The sequence below is a fragment of the Tsuneonella sp. HG222 genome (genome assembly GCF_053819185.1).
In genome coordinates, this window is sequence record NZ_JBSOQZ010000001.1 from 1,572,214 (window position 1) to 1,585,634 (window position 13,421).

A 13,421-nucleotide genomic window follows, 5' to 3' on the forward strand; every position below is an offset into this window, starting at 1 on the left:
GGCGCGGCATACCGCCTAAGGGCTCTTCCCACCCCGAAAGTCGAAATTGCCCGTCAATCCGGGCACGATGCGATAAGGCGCTTGCCAGATGGCGATGCTCAAAGACCCTGCGGCCAAATACCGCCCGTTTCCCCCCGTCCCGCTGCCCGACCGGCAGTGGCCCTCGCGCACGATCACCTCGCCTCCACGCTGGCTTTCGACCGACCTGCGCGACGGCAACCAGGCGATCGTGGACCCGATGGATGCGGTGAAGAAGAATCGCTTCTTCGATCTGCTGGTCGAAGTCGGCCTGAAGGAAATCGAAGTCGGGTTTCCGAGTGCGGGCCAGACCGAGTTCGACTTCATTTCCGGTCTCGTCCGGTCCGGACGGATACCCGACGATGTGACGGTCCAAGTCCTCACGCAAAGCCGCGAAGACCTGATCCGCACGAGTTTTGCCAGCCTCGAAGGCGCCAGCCAGGCCATCGTTCACCTCTACAACGCCGTCAGCCCGGCGTGGCGCGAGATCGTCTTCCGCATGACCCCGGAAGAGGTACGCGAAGTCGCCCGCAAGGGCGCGATGGTCATGCGTGACGAGGCGGCGAAGCGGCCCGGCACCGACTGGCACTTCCAGTACTCGCCCGAGACCTTCTCGACCGCCGAACTCGATTTCTCGATCTCGGTTTGCGAGGCGGTGATGGACGTGCTTCGGCCGACGCCCGAGCGGCCGATCATCCTCAACCTGCCGGCAACGGTCGAGGCGGCCACGCCCAACATCTATGCCGATCAGATCGAATACTTCTGCCGGAACCTGCCCAACCGCGAAAGCGCGGTGATCTCGCTCCATACGCACAACGATCGCGGCACGGGCGTCGCGGCTGCGGAGCTGGGGCTGATGGCTGGCGCCGACCGGGTCGAAGGGTGCCTGTTCGGCAACGGCGAGCGGACCGGCAACTGCTGCCTGGTGACCATCGCGCTCAACATGTACACTCAGGGCATCGATCCCGGTCTCGATTTCTCCGACATCGACCGGGTCATCGAGACGGTCGAATACTGCAACCAGCTGCCCGTGCACGAACGGCATCCCTATGGCGGCGACCTGGTCTTCACCGCCTTTTCCGGCAGCCATCAGGATGCGATCAAGAAGGGCTTCGCCGCGCAGGAACAGCGCAACGACCAGCTCTGGCGTGTCCCGTACCTGCCGATCGATCCGGCCGATCTGGGCCGCAACTACGAAGCGGTAATCCGCGTGAACTCGCAATCGGGCAAGGGCGGATTCGCCTGGGTGCTCGAACAGGATCAGGGCCTCAAGTTGCCCAAGAAGCTGCAGATCGACTTCGCGCGACAGGTCCAGCGCATGGCCGACGAACTCGGCCGCGAGCTGAACGCCGCGGATATCTGGCAGAGCTTCCGCGAGGCCTATTTCGTCAAGGTCGACAAGCGCCGGTTCCGGCTCGTCGATTTCGAGGAGACCCGAGCGAGCGATGGAACGCGGCTGTTTGCCGGAACGATCGAAGTCGACGGCGTGCCGCAATCGGTCTCGGGCCGGGGCAAGGGCCTGATCTCGTCGGTTCTCACCACCCTGCGTCAGACCTTCGGCCTCGACCTCGACGTGGTCGATTACGTCGAACACGCGCTGGGGACAGGCACCGATGCGCGCGCCGCGACCTATCTCGAGTGCGTGACACCGACCGGCGAGATCGTCTGGGGCGTGGGTATCGACGAGGACGTCGCCGCGGCCAGCGTCCGGGCCATCATCAGCGCGGCCAACGGCTGGGCGGCACGGCAGCTAGGGTAACTCCCGCCGCAGTTGCTTCGCCGCAGCGAAGCGCGTCAAACCGGTTGGAGAGGCACCGCCACCGTGGGAAGCCGCGCGATCTCCACCGGGTCGCCCTGGTGCACTTCGCCGCCCCGGACGACCACGGCCATGACCCCTGCCCGGCGGATCAGCGATCCATCGCCTGCCGTGGCGAGCGTTGCTGCCATCGCCCCGCGGCCGATGTTTGCATCGATCTGGCGGCACGGATTGCGTAGCCCGGTCACCTCGACGATTGCCGAAGCGCCCAGGCGAAGCTGCGTGCCGCGCGGCAACGAAAGCAGATCGATACCCTGCGTCGTGATATTCTCTCCCAGCGCGCCCGGGCTCACTGCGAAGCCGAGCCCGGCCAGTTCGTCGAGCAATTCCTTCTGCAGCAGGTGGACCTGGCGCAGGTTGAGCGCGTCCGGCGTGCGCGCGAGCCGGGAAAGATGCTGGACCGTGGTTCCCGCATGGGCATCGCCTTCGACGCCGAGACCTTCCAGCAGGGTGATCGTGGCCTGCGGTTGCTTGCCGAAACGGTGCTCTCCGTCACGCGCCACGGAAACGATCGAGCCTGGTGCCTCGCTCATAGCAAAGTCTCGCCTTCGGTTGCCGACCATAATTGATCGACCAGCGCGTCGAGATGGGAAAAGTCGCGGCCCTTGCCCAGCGGATCATGGCGATTGAGGACCACGCGGCGCACGTCCGACAGCAGGCGACGCCGCAATGCGCGTTGCAGCAGGGCGAGGCGCATGTGCGCTATTTCAAGCGCTTCCTCGGATGTCTTGAGACGTGCTCTCGACCAATCGCTTTCGATCTGGCCGACCCGTTCGGCGACGAGCTGATTGTACATTCCGTGCGGGCCGCGATGCAGGGGCAAGGCCAGTTTAACCGCGGCCTGCTCCGCCGCGGGAAGCAGCAGTCCGTTCAGACGAAAATCGTCGAAATCGATCCGTTCGCGCCCGACAGCGTCGAGCAGGCGGGTAAAGCAGCGCCTCGAAAGCAGTTGCAACGGCAGGATATGATGCCGTTGCATGTCCTTCTGATAATCGCCTGCTCCCCTGCGATTTGCAGAGCGAAACGGCAGCCGCCTCCGGTTTACCTTGGGAAAGGTCCGCATGGCCGGGTCTACCGCTGCAATCAGCCGTGCCAGATGCGCACGAAAAGCCCGTTCGCAGACGGTTCGAGGCGAAGCGGCTTGCTGTCCGGCCCAAGAATTCGGTCCGCCTTCGTGATCCGGCCCTGGATGACCAGGTAGTCGATCAGTCGAACCGCCAGTTTGGCGGCCTGCGTCCTGTCGGCGGCCACGTCGGGTTCGATCCGCAGTTCCTGCCCGGTGAAGGTCGACATACCCACCGTTTGCAAGCCGCCATCGGGCGAGCCCACGAGCGATGTCAGGATCAATCCGGGGAACACCCCCCCGGCGACCCAATCCGCGACACCCCCGCAATAGATCTTGGGCGCGCTCCAGCTCGATGCGGGATGCCAACAGACGCCCACGGCGCCGTCCAGTTCGGACAGCGCTGCGCCGAGCCTCGCCAACGCCTGCAGGACCGGAAGCATCTCCTTACCCCCGGACAAGTGGGGGCCGAGCCGAAGAGTGATGACCTCGAGCGGAGTGTCTGCCCTGCCCTCGATCCCCAGCGACTGCAGCCGCGGCGGCACGGGGCATGAACTTGCCGGCTGAAGCCCCGCCAGGTCGAAGGTCAGCCCACTGGCGAGAAGTTCGATCCAGCCCTGCCCCGCGCCGGGCGCGTCGGCGTCACCATCGGGTTCGAAACTGACGGAAAATTCGCGCCCGGCGTCCGCCAGGCTGCGAACTGCGGCGACATTCGGGCGCGTCCCCTCGCGGAAGAGAAGCGATACAGCGGAAGAAATTTCCCCAACTTGATCCGCCGTGGACGAAATCGTCAAAACCCTTGTTCCCCGAGATGCAATCTCTGACGCGAATATTTCGTAACGTCGAGTCTCGCGAAGCTTCATTTGCTCCGTTCTGGATGTACTTTTTCAACCAGTGGCAATCGACAGGCGTGGATACGGCCCTTTCGCGCGGCGGGCGCGTGCGATACTCGCGTGCGATGATTACTCGCCCGGCAGTCCTCGGCGTCGAACGCTCCCTCTCGGGCAAGGCTTGGCGTTGGCGCGGCGGGCACGGTGCTGTCGAAGCGCTCGACGTCGACCGGCTGGACGGTCTGGTCGACCAGCTTCTGCTGTCACGCGGAGTGGCGCGTGAGGATCTCGGGCTTCATCGGTCCCCGAGCCTGCGCGGTTTCCTTCCCGATCCCTCGATCTTCCGCGACATGGACCTGGCGGCGGACCGGGTGGCCCAGGCCATCCTGGCGGGAGAGCGGACCACCGTCTTCGGCGACTACGACGTCGATGGCGCGACCAGCTCGGCCCTGCTCATCCGCCTTTTCCGCGCGCTGGGGCATGATGCGGACTACTACATTCCCGATCGGCTGCTCGAGGGATACGGCCCGAGCGGCGAGGCGCTGGTGCGCCTTGGCGTGCAGGGCTCGAGCCTGATCGTCACCGTCGATTGCGGCGCGATGGCGTTCGAAGCGCTGGCAGCGGCTCGCGAGGCCGGCGTGGACGTGATCGTGGTCGACCACCACAAGTGTGCCGCCGAGCTTCCCGTGGCTGCCGCACTGGTCAATCCCAACCGGCTGGACGAAAGCGACGAGGCCGCCGCGCACGGCCATCTCGCCGCCGTGGGCGTGGCCTTTCTGCTCGCTGTCGCGGTGGTGAGGACACTGCGCGAACGCGGTTTTTTCGCCGATCGGGACGAACCCGACCTCTTCGCCCTGCTCGATCTGGTCGCACTCGGAACGGTGGCCGACGTAGCGGCGATTCGCGGGTTGAACCGTGCCTTCGTCGCGCAGGGCCTGAAGGTGATGGCGCACCGCCGGAACGTGGGCATGTCCGCCCTGATCGACGCAAGCCGACTGACCCGCCCGCCCAGCTGCAGCGACTGCGGCTTCGCCCTGGGGCCGCGTATCAATGCCGGCGGCCGGGTGGGCGAATCGACCCTCGGCGTTCGCCTGCTGACCACCGAAGATCCGGACGAGGCGCGCGAGATCGCGCAGCAGTTGTCTGCCCTGAACGAGGACCGCAGAACTATTGAGGCGATCGTTCAGGCGGAGGCCGAGGAGCAGCTGGCGCGGCAGCACAACCGCTCGGTCGTCACCGTGCATGGCAAGGGCTGGCACCCCGGGGTGATCGGAATCGTCGCCGGGCGGATCAAGGAGAAGACCGGCCGTCCCGTTCTGGTCATCGCGGTCGACCCCGAAACCGGACAGGGCAAGGGATCGGGCAGATCCATTTCCGGGGTCGATCTGGGATCGGCGATCATAACCGCGAAGGACAGGGGCCTGCTCGTGGCCGGAGGCGGCCATGCCATGGCGGCCGGCCTGACCGTGGACGAAAATCGGCTGGCGGAACTGGCCGACTGGCTGGACACGCAGCTCGCGCCGGCCGTCGCCCGCGCCTCCGGCGACCAGGCGATGACGCTCGACTTGTCGATCGCACCCGGTGGCCTGGTGCCCGATCTGGTCGAGGCGCTGGACGCTGCGGGCCCCTTCGGTGTGGGATGGCCAGCCCCGCGGATCGCCGTGGGCCCGGTCCGCCTGGTGCGGGCGGAAATCGTCGGCAGCGACCATGTCCGGCTTATAGCATCGGGGCTCGACGGGCGGTCGTTCAAGGCCATAGCCTTCCGCGCCGCGGAAAGCGCCATGGGCCAGTCCCTGCTTCACGGATCGACCGGGCGGCGCCTGTGGCTGGCCGGGCGGGCGAAGATCGACGACTGGGGATCGCACCCTCAAGCCGAACTGTTGCTGGAAGATGCCGCCTGGGCCGATTGAGGCCGAGGCTCGCGCCGGGCTTGACCGCCTGCGCCCACACCCCTAAGTGCGCCGCCACGCAATCGATGCGGCCCCATCGTCTAGCGGTTAGGACGCGGCCCTTTCACGGCTGAAACACGGGTTCGATTCCCGTTGGGGTCACCATCGATTGCGTGCGATGCTCAGGCATGGCCCCTTCGTCTAGCGGTTAGGACGCGGCCCTCTCACGGCTGAAACACGGGTTCGATTCCCGTAGGGGTCACCATCGCGGGTGCGCATTGCCCGCTGTTCCATGACAATCGCATGACAAGCGGGCTGGCGTGAGGCCCCGCACCCCCCTAACGCTGCCGCGCGATGACCGAAGGCCGCACGATTCCCTGGCCCGCGATAGGGCTGGCCCTCGCGGCCGGCGCGTTCATGCTTTTTGCCCGCGTCGATCCGTGGATCGCACTGGCCGTGACCGCGATCTGGGTCGGATCCAGCTTCCTGTTCATGCAGCCCCCACCCGCTCCCGTGGTCCAGACCGAAGGTATGCGCGTGACGCAGGACGGGATGCACGAACTGATCGAGCATTCGGGCATGCCGCTTCTCCTGCTCGACGACGAGCGGATCGTTCTGGCGAACAGCGCGGCCCGCGAAGCGCTCGGGCGCCATATCGTCGGTCAGGATGCGCGCGTGGCGTTTCGCCATCCCGCCGCGGTCGACCTTCTCGGCCGCCGGCAGGGGGGCAATGTGACGATCCAGGGCCTAACCGGGCCGCGAAGTTCGTGGCAGATGGGCCGGCAGCCCATCGATGGCCGCTACTGGCTCGTCGAACTGATCAACCGTACGGCGGAGGCCGACATCAGCCGCGCGCACACGGATTTCGTCGCCAACGCGAGCCACGAACTGCGCACGCCGCTGTCTTCCATCATCGGCTATGTCGAGACGCTCGTTGAGGAAGGCGACAAGGCCGACAAGGAGACCACGGCGCGGTTCCTCGGCACTGTACTGCGCGAAGCGAAGCGGCTGCAAAACCTCGTCAGCGACCTGATGTCGCTTTCGCGCGTCGAGGCGGAAAAGCACGACCAGCCTCGCGAGAAGGTCGACCTCGCCGCTCTGGTCGAGCGAGCAGCGCGTGACGGCGCCGGCCCGGAGCGAATCGGGCAGCTGCGCATCACCCGGCCCGAAAGCGCGGTCGTCGTCCGCGGCGACCCGGAGCAGATTGAACAGGTCGTCCGAAACCTGGTGGACAATGCCCTGAAGTACGGCGAGCCGGGCGGAGAGGTCGAGGTCACGCTCGAGAAGGATGAGCGCCATATGGCCATCGTCCAGGTGCGGGACCGGGGCGAAGGGATCGATCCCGAGCATCTCCCTCATTTGACCAGGCGCTTCTACCGCACGGATCCCGGGCGGAGCCGGGCCGCTGGTGGCACGGGGCTGGGCCTCGCAATCGTGAAGCATATCGTGGAACGCCACCGCGGCCGCCTCGACATTGCGAGCCGGAAGGGCGAAGGCACGACTGTGACGCTGCGAATTCCGATGGTAGGGGCAAGCGATGACGAGCCGTCATGAAACTGTAACAATCGCCACATACCGGCTCTCCTCAATGGTCACCCGCGACCTCCAGAAAGTCGATTGAGTGACGAGCGGTACGCTGCTTCTACTTGCTGTCGGACTTGCGCTTGCCGGCTGGCTGATGGCGCGCGCTCGCGCGTGGACCTTCCGCAAGGCCTCCCCCGGCACGCGGCTTGCCGCCCTGCCCACCTATCACGCCTGGTATGTCGCGCTGTGGATCGGCATTCCGGTCGTCCTGTTCGCCATCGTCTGGGGTGTTGCCGCCCCCGCGCTCGTGCTCCAGACCGTCCTGGCCGACCCCGCTGCCAATGCCTTGCCGCCGTTCGGCATGGTGCGCGAGACGATGCTGGCGGAAGCCCGCGCCGTCGCAACGGGCGCCGCTCCCGCAGTTTTCAACCAGGCCGCCGCGCCTCTGGTCGAGCCTTTTCGCAGCGCGATCGGCACCTATCGGCTGATCGGCATAGCAAGCACGCTGGCGCTGGGTTTGCTCGCAGGCGGCCTCGCATTCCTTCGCGTGAAGCCCGATTTCGCGGCTCGCACCAAGGTGGAACGGATCGTCATGGCGGGCCTGTTGCTTGCCTCGCTGGTAGCGATCCTCACCACCCTCGGCATCTTCGGCAGCCTGGTGTTCGAGACGTTTCGCTTTTTCGGGATGATCTCGCCGATCGATTTCCTTTTCGGGACCCACTGGGGTCCGGACCCGATGAGCACGTCCGCCGACGGCAGCCGGTACGGCGCCCTGCCGCTCTTCTGGGGGACGATCTACATCGGTGCGATCATCGCCATGATCGTCGCCATCCCGCTGGGCCTCATGAGCGCGATCTACCTGACGCAATACGCCGATCCGGCGTGGCGCAAGTGGCTCAAGCCCGCGCTGGAGATTCTCGCCGGCGTTCCGACCGTGGTCTACGGCTATTTCGCCGCGCTGACCGTCGCGCCGTTCATCAGGGACATCGCGCAGGGGCTCGGCATTGCGAATGCGTCCAGCGAAAGCGCCCTTGCCGCGGGCCTGGTCATGGGCGTGATGATCATTCCCTTCGTCTCGTCGATGGCAGACGATTCCATTGCCGCCGTTCCCCAGGCGATGCGCGACGGCAGCCTGGCGATGGGGGCGACGACCAACGAGACGATCCGCCGCGTGCTGGTGCCTGCCGCGCTCCCCGGCATCGTGGCAGGCGTAATGCTCGCCATCAGCCGCGCGATCGGCGAAACGATGATCGTCGTCATGGCCGCCGGCGCCTCTGCCAACTTGACCGCCAATCCGCTCGAAGCGATGACGACGGTAACATTCCAGATCGTCGCCATGCTCACCGGTGAGGGCAGTTTCGATCACCCGGCAACGCTCAGCGCCTTTGCCCTGGGTTTCGTCCTGTTCCTGATCACGCTCGGCCTGAACGTTTTCGCGCTGCGCGTGGTGAAGAGGTTCCGCGAAGCCTATGAGTAAGGTCGTCAACCCCACCCGCTCGGCGGGATTCCAGGCGCGCCTGAAAAAGCGCTACGCCGCCGAACGCCGTTTCAAGGCTATCGGTCTGGGCGCGATCGCATTCTCGATCGCCGTTCTGGCCTTCCTGCTGATCTCGATGACGATCAACGGAATCGGCGGGTTCCAGCGCGCCGAACTGCAGGTGCCGATCGATTTTCGCGAAGCTGCGCTGACCGTGGACTCCTCCATCGAGGACGAGAACGAGATCGTCCGGGCTTTGCAATCGCAGGGGCTGCCCGCGGTCATCGAATTCTATGGCGAGAAGGCGCTCGGCCCCGAAGGCGCGGCCGAGATCGGGCCCGACGCGTGGCGGGATGCGGCCTCCAAGATCATTGCCGATCCCAGTCTGGTGAGACAGGAAGTGACGCTGTGGCTCCCCGCCAGCGACAACCTGGCATCGGCTCTGCGGGGCGACGGGCAGAGCGAGCTGCAACCCCTCGCCCGGCGGCTCGAAGCCGAAGGCAAGCTGGACAGTCATTTCGATCCGGGCTTCCTCGGCCGCTCCGACGCGACGGATCCTCAGCAGGTCGGCATCTGGGGTGCTCTCAAGGGTTCCGCGCTCACCATGATCGTGACGCTGCTGCTCGCCTTTCCAATCGGTGTTCTGTCGGCGCTCTATCTCGAGGAATACGCCCCCAAGAACCGGTGGACCGACCTGATCGAAGTATCGATCAATAACCTTGCCGCGGTGCCTTCGATCATTTTCGGATTGCTGGGTCTTGCTGTGTTCCTGACGATCTTCCCCAACATGCGCTCGGCGCCGCTCATCGGCGGCCTTACGCTGGCGCTGATGACGATGCCGGTCATCGTCATCGCCGGACGGAACGCGATCAAGGCTGTGCCGCCGAGCATTCGCGACGGGGCGCTCGCGATCGGGGCAAGCCCGGTGCAGGTCGTGTTCCATCACGTCCTCCCCCTCGCCCTGCCCGGCATCCTGACCGGCACGATCATCGGCATGGCCCGGGCGCTGGGCGAGACCGCGCCGCTTCTGATGATCGGCATGCGGGCCTTCGTGGCGACGCCGCCTGGTGGCTTCACCGATCCGGCCACCGTGCTGCCGGTGCAGATTTTTCTCTGGTCGGACGAGATCGACCGCGGCTTCGTGGAGCGCACCAGTGCCGCGATCATCGTCCTGCTGTTGTTCCTCCTCGTGATGAACGGCCTTGCCATTTACCTGCGCAACCGCTTCGAGAAGAAATGGTGACGGAAGAACTCAACACTGACACTCCGCGCATTCGCGCCCGCGACGTCGACGTCTTTTACGGCGACAAGCAGGCGATCGATTCCGTGTCGATCGACATTCCCGCCGAATACGTGACCGCGTTCATCGGCCCGAGCGGATGCGGGAAGTCGACGTTCCTGCGCACGCTCAACCGGATGAACGACACCATCCCGTCGGCCCGCGTAAACGGCACGATCGAGCTCGACGGAGAGGACATATACAGCTCCGGGATGGACGTGGTGCAGCTGCGCGCCCGCGTGGGAATGGTCTTTCAGAAGCCCAATCCCTTTCCGAAGACAATCTACGAGAACATTGCCTACGGTCCCCGCATCCACGGTCTGGCCGAAGGGAAGCCGGAAATGGACGCCATCGTGGAGCGCTCGCTGCGCCGCGCCGGCCTGTGGGACGAGGTCAAGGATCGCCTTGCCGATTCGGGCACCGCACTTTCTGGCGGCCAGCAGCAGCGACTGTGCATCGCGCGCGCCATCGCGGTCGATCCCGAAGTCATCTTGATGGACGAGCCATGTTCGGCGCTCGACCCCATTGCCACCGCGCGGATCGAGGAACTGATCGACGAATTGCGCGGTGGTTACGCGATCGTCATCGTCACGCACTCGATGCAGCAGGCGGCGCGCGTGTCGCAGCGCACTGCCTTCTTCCACCTGGGCAAGATGGTCGAGTACGGCGAAACGTCGCAAATCTTTACCAATCCGAGGGAAACCCGCACCAAGGATTACATCACGGGCAGGTACGGCTGATGGTCATGGAACACACAGTCAAGGCATTCGACGAGGACATAACCCGGCTGCGCGGCCTGATCGCAGAAATGGGAGGTCTCGCCGAATTGGCGATCCAGGAAGCGATGAAGGCCCTGACTACGGGCGACGAGCAGTTGGCGGCACAGGTCGTGGCTGACGACGCCAAGCTCGACCGTCTCGAGAGCCAGGTCGACGAGCTCGCCGTCCGGGTCATTGCCCTGCGCGCTCCCATGGCCGACGACCTGCGGGAGATCATCGCAGCACTGAAGATCGCCGGTGTTGTCGAACGGATCGGCGACTACGCGAAGAACATCGCGAAGCGGGTGAAGAAGATCGAGGGCCGCAGCAGGTTCGAGCCCCTCACCCTCATTCCTGCCATGGGCGACCTGGCCGCGGAGATGGTCCACGACGTGCTCACCGCATTCGCGGCGCGCGACCCGATCATGGCCCGCGAGGTCATCGCGCGCGACGACAAGGTCGACGCTTTTTACGATAGCATCTTCCGCAATCTCGTGAGCTACATGGTCGAAAATCCCGCGACGATCAGCAGCGCGGCGCAGCTCCTGTTCGTCGCCCGCAACATCGAGCGGATCGGCGATCATGCGACCAACGTGGCCGAAATGGTCCATTATGCCGCGACTGGCCAGTACCCGCCCGACGAGCGTGAGGACGATACCTGATGCGCCGGCGCGGTCATCGTCACGCGCCTGTCACAATCCTGCTGTCTTAGGCGTCCATGTCCCGCGCGAAACTCCTTCTGGTCGAGGATGACAGCTCGCTTGCCGAGCTGCTGGAATATCGCTTCGAGAAGGAAGGTTTCGCGGTCCGCACGACGCCCGATGGCGACGAAGCCCTGGTCATGGCCGAGGAAGACGCGCCCGATCTCGTCGTGCTGGACTGGATGATCGAAGGCACCAGCGGGATCGAGGTCTGCCGCCGTCTACGCCGAAACAAGCCCACCGCCTCCGTGCCGATCATCATGCTGACCGCCCGGGAAGCCGAGGACGACCGCATCCGGGGCCTCGAAACCGGGGCCGACGATTACATGACCAAGCCGTTCTCGCCGCGCGAACTGATCGCGCGCGTCAACGCCGTGCTGCGCCGCGTCCGCCCGGCTTTGGCCGGCGAGGAGATCGAAGCGGGCGATCTGCGCCTGGACCCTGTGGCCCACCGGGTCACGCGCTCGGGCGATCCGCTCAAGTTGGGGCCCACCGAATATCGGCTACTGGCCCACTTCATGCAGCATCCGCGCCGAGTGTTCTCCCGCGCGCAACTGCTCGACGCGGTGTGGGGCACCGGCAGCGAGATCGAGGAGCGCACGGTGGACGTCCACATCCGCCGACTGCGCAAGGCCATCGAAATCCAGGGCAGCCAGGACCCGATCAGGACCGTCCGTTCGGCCGGATACGCGTTCGAGCCGGTCTAGTTCTCGGCCGGCCCGGCCCCCACTCCGTGATGGGTGGCAGCCGCAACGTCCGGGCGGACCTCGCCGCGCTTTAGCAGGAACGTGCTGAGTGCCGCGGCGACCATGATGCCTCCGATCGTGTAGAACATCAGTTGCGGATCGACCGTGTTGGTCGCCGCCACAATGGCCGCGCCGATGGGTCGCCCGAAGTTGCCCAGCGCCATGTAGATCGTGAACTGCGTGGCAGCGACCGCGGGCGAACACACCTGCATGGCCAGCGGGATCATCGCGATGGCGATGAAGATCCCGAACATGTCGATGCCCCATACGAGGGCATAGAGCATCGCCGGGTCGGACCAGAACTGCGGCAGGGCCCCTGCCCCCAGCAGTAGTATGGCCATCAGCGAAAACATGATGCCCAGCACCTGTCTCTTGCCCAGCTTGGCCGTCAGCCACCCGCCGAAGACCAGCCCCACGATCCCCGATACGAGCGCGCTAAGCGACGAGATGTTGGTGTACTGGCTCGTCGTGAAGCCCACGTACTTCGTGGCTAGCACCGGATTGAACACGTCATAGATCGCCGCCGGTACGCTGCGCATGAGCAGAAAGGGGATGATGATCAGGCTCGCGGGCGCGATCATCGCCGCGAAGCTCGTCTTGAGCAGCGGCCACCACGCGTCGATCCTGATGTCGAGGTTGCGTGGATGCGCCTGGCCTGCGGTCCATGGCAACCGACGCTCTCCCGGCCGCTCGCGCAGCAGCAAAGCGAACAGGACACCGATCAGCAGGAAAATCGCGGCTGCAAAAAACGTCGCCTGCGAGCCGTAATGCTGGAACAGGTAGCCACCCGCCGCTGTTGCGCCCGCGATGCCCAGCGTCTGCGCGCCGAACATGATACCGCCCGCCTTGGCCTGCTCCTCCTCGTTCATGAAATCGACCACCAGGCTGTCGATGGAGACATCCTGGAAAGTGGTCGCCGCGCTGACCACGAAGGCGATGGCCGACAGGATCGCAGTCTCCGTCGGCAGCGGGTTGATCACCGCCGCGGCTAGCAGCGCTAGCGCCATGATCGACTGGGCGCCGATGATCCAGATCCTGCGCCTGCCCATCGGCAGATAGGTGTAGCGGTCCATGAAGAAGCCGTTGACCAGCTTGAGCGACCACGGAAGCCCGAAGGCGGCGACCACGGCGGCAATCTCCGTCGTGCCAGCGCCGCTGCTGGCCATGAAGGCCGGCAAGGCGACGTAGAAGATGCCCATGGGCACCCCTTCGAAGATGTAAAAGATGAAGACGGTGGCAAGGCGCAGGAAAGGGTTTTCCGTCAGGGGGCGGAACAGGCCGGTCTGCGTGGCCGGAAGCGGTGTCGCCATGATCGTGAAC

Annotated in this window: 12 protein-coding genes and 2 tRNA genes; 10 read left to right on the forward strand and 4 right to left on the reverse strand. The window is 65.4% G+C overall.

The window, feature by feature from the left end; translation table 11 throughout:
* The first annotated feature begins 88 nt into the window (after positions 1-88).
* A complete protein-coding gene (gene leuA / locus ACWPMZ_RS07880; protein WP_455703457.1) occupies positions 89-1,777 on the forward strand; it encodes a 2-isopropylmalate synthase in 1,689 nt (562 codons plus the stop codon).
* 35 nt (positions 1,778-1,812) lie between these two features.
* Here the strand turns inward: leuA and ACWPMZ_RS07885 are convergent, their stop codons facing one another.
* The 3 genes from ACWPMZ_RS07885 to ACWPMZ_RS07895 are packed head-to-tail and all read right to left on the reverse strand — an operon-like array spanning position 1,813 to position 3,691.
* Positions 1,813-2,367, reverse strand: coding sequence for an MOSC domain-containing protein (locus ACWPMZ_RS07885; RefSeq protein WP_455703458.1), 555 nt, complete (start codon positions 2,365-2,367; stop codon positions 1,813-1,815).
* Positions 2,364-2,897, reverse strand: a complete 534-nt coding sequence (locus tag ACWPMZ_RS07890) for an AHH domain-containing protein (RefSeq protein ID WP_455703459.1) — start codon at positions 2,895-2,897, stop codon at positions 2,364-2,366. The genes ACWPMZ_RS07885 and ACWPMZ_RS07890 overlap by 4 nt, the downstream gene beginning before the upstream one ends.
* A 20-nt stretch (positions 2,898-2,917) precedes the next feature.
* Positions 2,918-3,691, reverse strand: coding sequence for a hypothetical protein (locus tag ACWPMZ_RS07895; protein WP_455703460.1), 774 nt, complete (start codon positions 3,689-3,691; stop codon positions 2,918-2,920).
* Between the two features lie 164 nt (positions 3,692-3,855).
* On the opposite strand from ACWPMZ_RS07895, the gene recJ reads away from it, so the two are divergent.
* The 9 genes from recJ to phoB all read left to right on the forward strand — a co-directional run bounded on the left by recJ (position 3,856) and on the right by phoB (position 12,062).
* Complete coding sequence (recJ, locus tag ACWPMZ_RS07900) at positions 3,856-5,637, forward strand: single-stranded-DNA-specific exonuclease RecJ (protein ID WP_455704182.1); 1,782 nt, start codon at positions 3,856-3,858, stop codon at positions 5,635-5,637.
* A 69-nt stretch (positions 5,638-5,706) separates the two neighbouring features.
* Positions 5,707-5,781, forward strand: a tRNA-Glu gene (locus ACWPMZ_RS07905).
* Positions 5,782-5,806: 25 nt separating this feature from the next.
* Positions 5,807-5,881, forward strand: a tRNA-Glu gene (locus ACWPMZ_RS07910).
* Between the two features lie 89 nt (positions 5,882-5,970).
* The gene (locus tag ACWPMZ_RS07915) at positions 5,971-7,170 is read left to right on the forward strand and encodes a sensor histidine kinase (protein WP_455703461.1); all 1,200 of its coding nucleotides are present in this window, start codon (positions 5,971-5,973) and stop codon (positions 7,168-7,170) included.
* A 67-nt stretch (positions 7,171-7,237) separates the two neighbouring features.
* The gene (gene pstC, locus ACWPMZ_RS07920) at positions 7,238-8,617 is read left to right on the forward strand and encodes a phosphate ABC transporter permease subunit PstC (protein WP_455703462.1); all 1,380 of its coding nucleotides are present in this window, start codon (positions 7,238-7,240) and stop codon (positions 8,615-8,617) included.
* On the forward strand, positions 8,610-9,860 hold the full coding sequence (gene pstA / locus ACWPMZ_RS07925; protein WP_455703463.1) for a phosphate ABC transporter permease PstA: 1,251 nt from the start codon (positions 8,610-8,612) through the stop codon (positions 9,858-9,860). The genes pstC and pstA overlap by 8 nt, the downstream gene beginning before the upstream one ends.
* On the forward strand, positions 9,857-10,636 hold the full coding sequence (gene pstB, locus ACWPMZ_RS07930; RefSeq protein WP_455703464.1) for a phosphate ABC transporter ATP-binding protein PstB: 780 nt from the start codon (positions 9,857-9,859) through the stop codon (positions 10,634-10,636). Before pstA ends, pstB begins: the two co-directional genes overlap by 4 nt.
* Complete coding sequence (gene phoU, locus ACWPMZ_RS07935) at positions 10,636-11,316, forward strand: phosphate signaling complex protein PhoU (protein WP_455703465.1); 681 nt, start codon at positions 10,636-10,638, stop codon at positions 11,314-11,316. The genes pstB and phoU overlap by 1 nt, the downstream gene beginning before the upstream one ends.
* 56 nt (positions 11,317-11,372) lie before the next feature.
* Positions 11,373-12,062, forward strand: a complete 690-nt coding sequence (phoB, locus tag ACWPMZ_RS07940; protein WP_455703466.1) for a phosphate regulon transcriptional regulator PhoB — start codon at positions 11,373-11,375, stop codon at positions 12,060-12,062.
* On the opposite strand, the gene ACWPMZ_RS07945 is transcribed toward phoB, so the two are convergent.
* The gene (locus ACWPMZ_RS07945) at positions 12,059-13,411 is read right to left on the reverse strand and encodes an MFS transporter (protein WP_455703467.1); all 1,353 of its coding nucleotides are present in this window, start codon (positions 13,409-13,411) and stop codon (positions 12,059-12,061) included. The genes phoB and ACWPMZ_RS07945 overlap by 4 nt on opposite strands.
* Positions 13,412-13,421: the final 10 nt, after the last annotated feature.

Coding starts and splice junctions, on each gene's coding strand:
- phoB (WP_455703466.1), top strand. CDS start 11,373: ATGTCCCGCGCGAAACTCCTTCTGGTCGAGGATGACAGCTCGCTTGCC.
- recJ (WP_455704182.1), top strand. CDS start 3,856: ATGATTACTCGCCCGGCAGTCCTCGGCGTCGAACGCTCCCTCTCGGGC.
- pstA (WP_455703463.1), top strand. CDS start 8,610: ATGAGTAAGGTCGTCAACCCCACCCGCTCGGCGGGATTCCAGGCGCGC.
- ACWPMZ_RS07915 (WP_455703461.1), top strand. CDS start 5,971: ATGACCGAAGGCCGCACGATTCCCTGGCCCGCGATAGGGCTGGCCCTC.
- ACWPMZ_RS07945 (WP_455703467.1), bottom strand. CDS start 13,411: ATGGCGACACCGCTTCCGGCCACGCAGACCGGCCTGTTCCGCCCCCTG.
- phoU (WP_455703465.1), top strand. CDS start 10,636: ATGGTCATGGAACACACAGTCAAGGCATTCGACGAGGACATAACCCGG.
- leuA (WP_455703457.1), top strand. CDS start 89: ATGGCGATGCTCAAAGACCCTGCGGCCAAATACCGCCCGTTTCCCCCC.
- ACWPMZ_RS07890 (WP_455703459.1), bottom strand. CDS start 2,897: ATGCGGACCTTTCCCAAGGTAAACCGGAGGCGGCTGCCGTTTCGCTCT.
- ACWPMZ_RS07885 (WP_455703458.1), bottom strand. CDS start 2,367: ATGAGCGAGGCACCAGGCTCGATCGTTTCCGTGGCGCGTGACGGAGAG.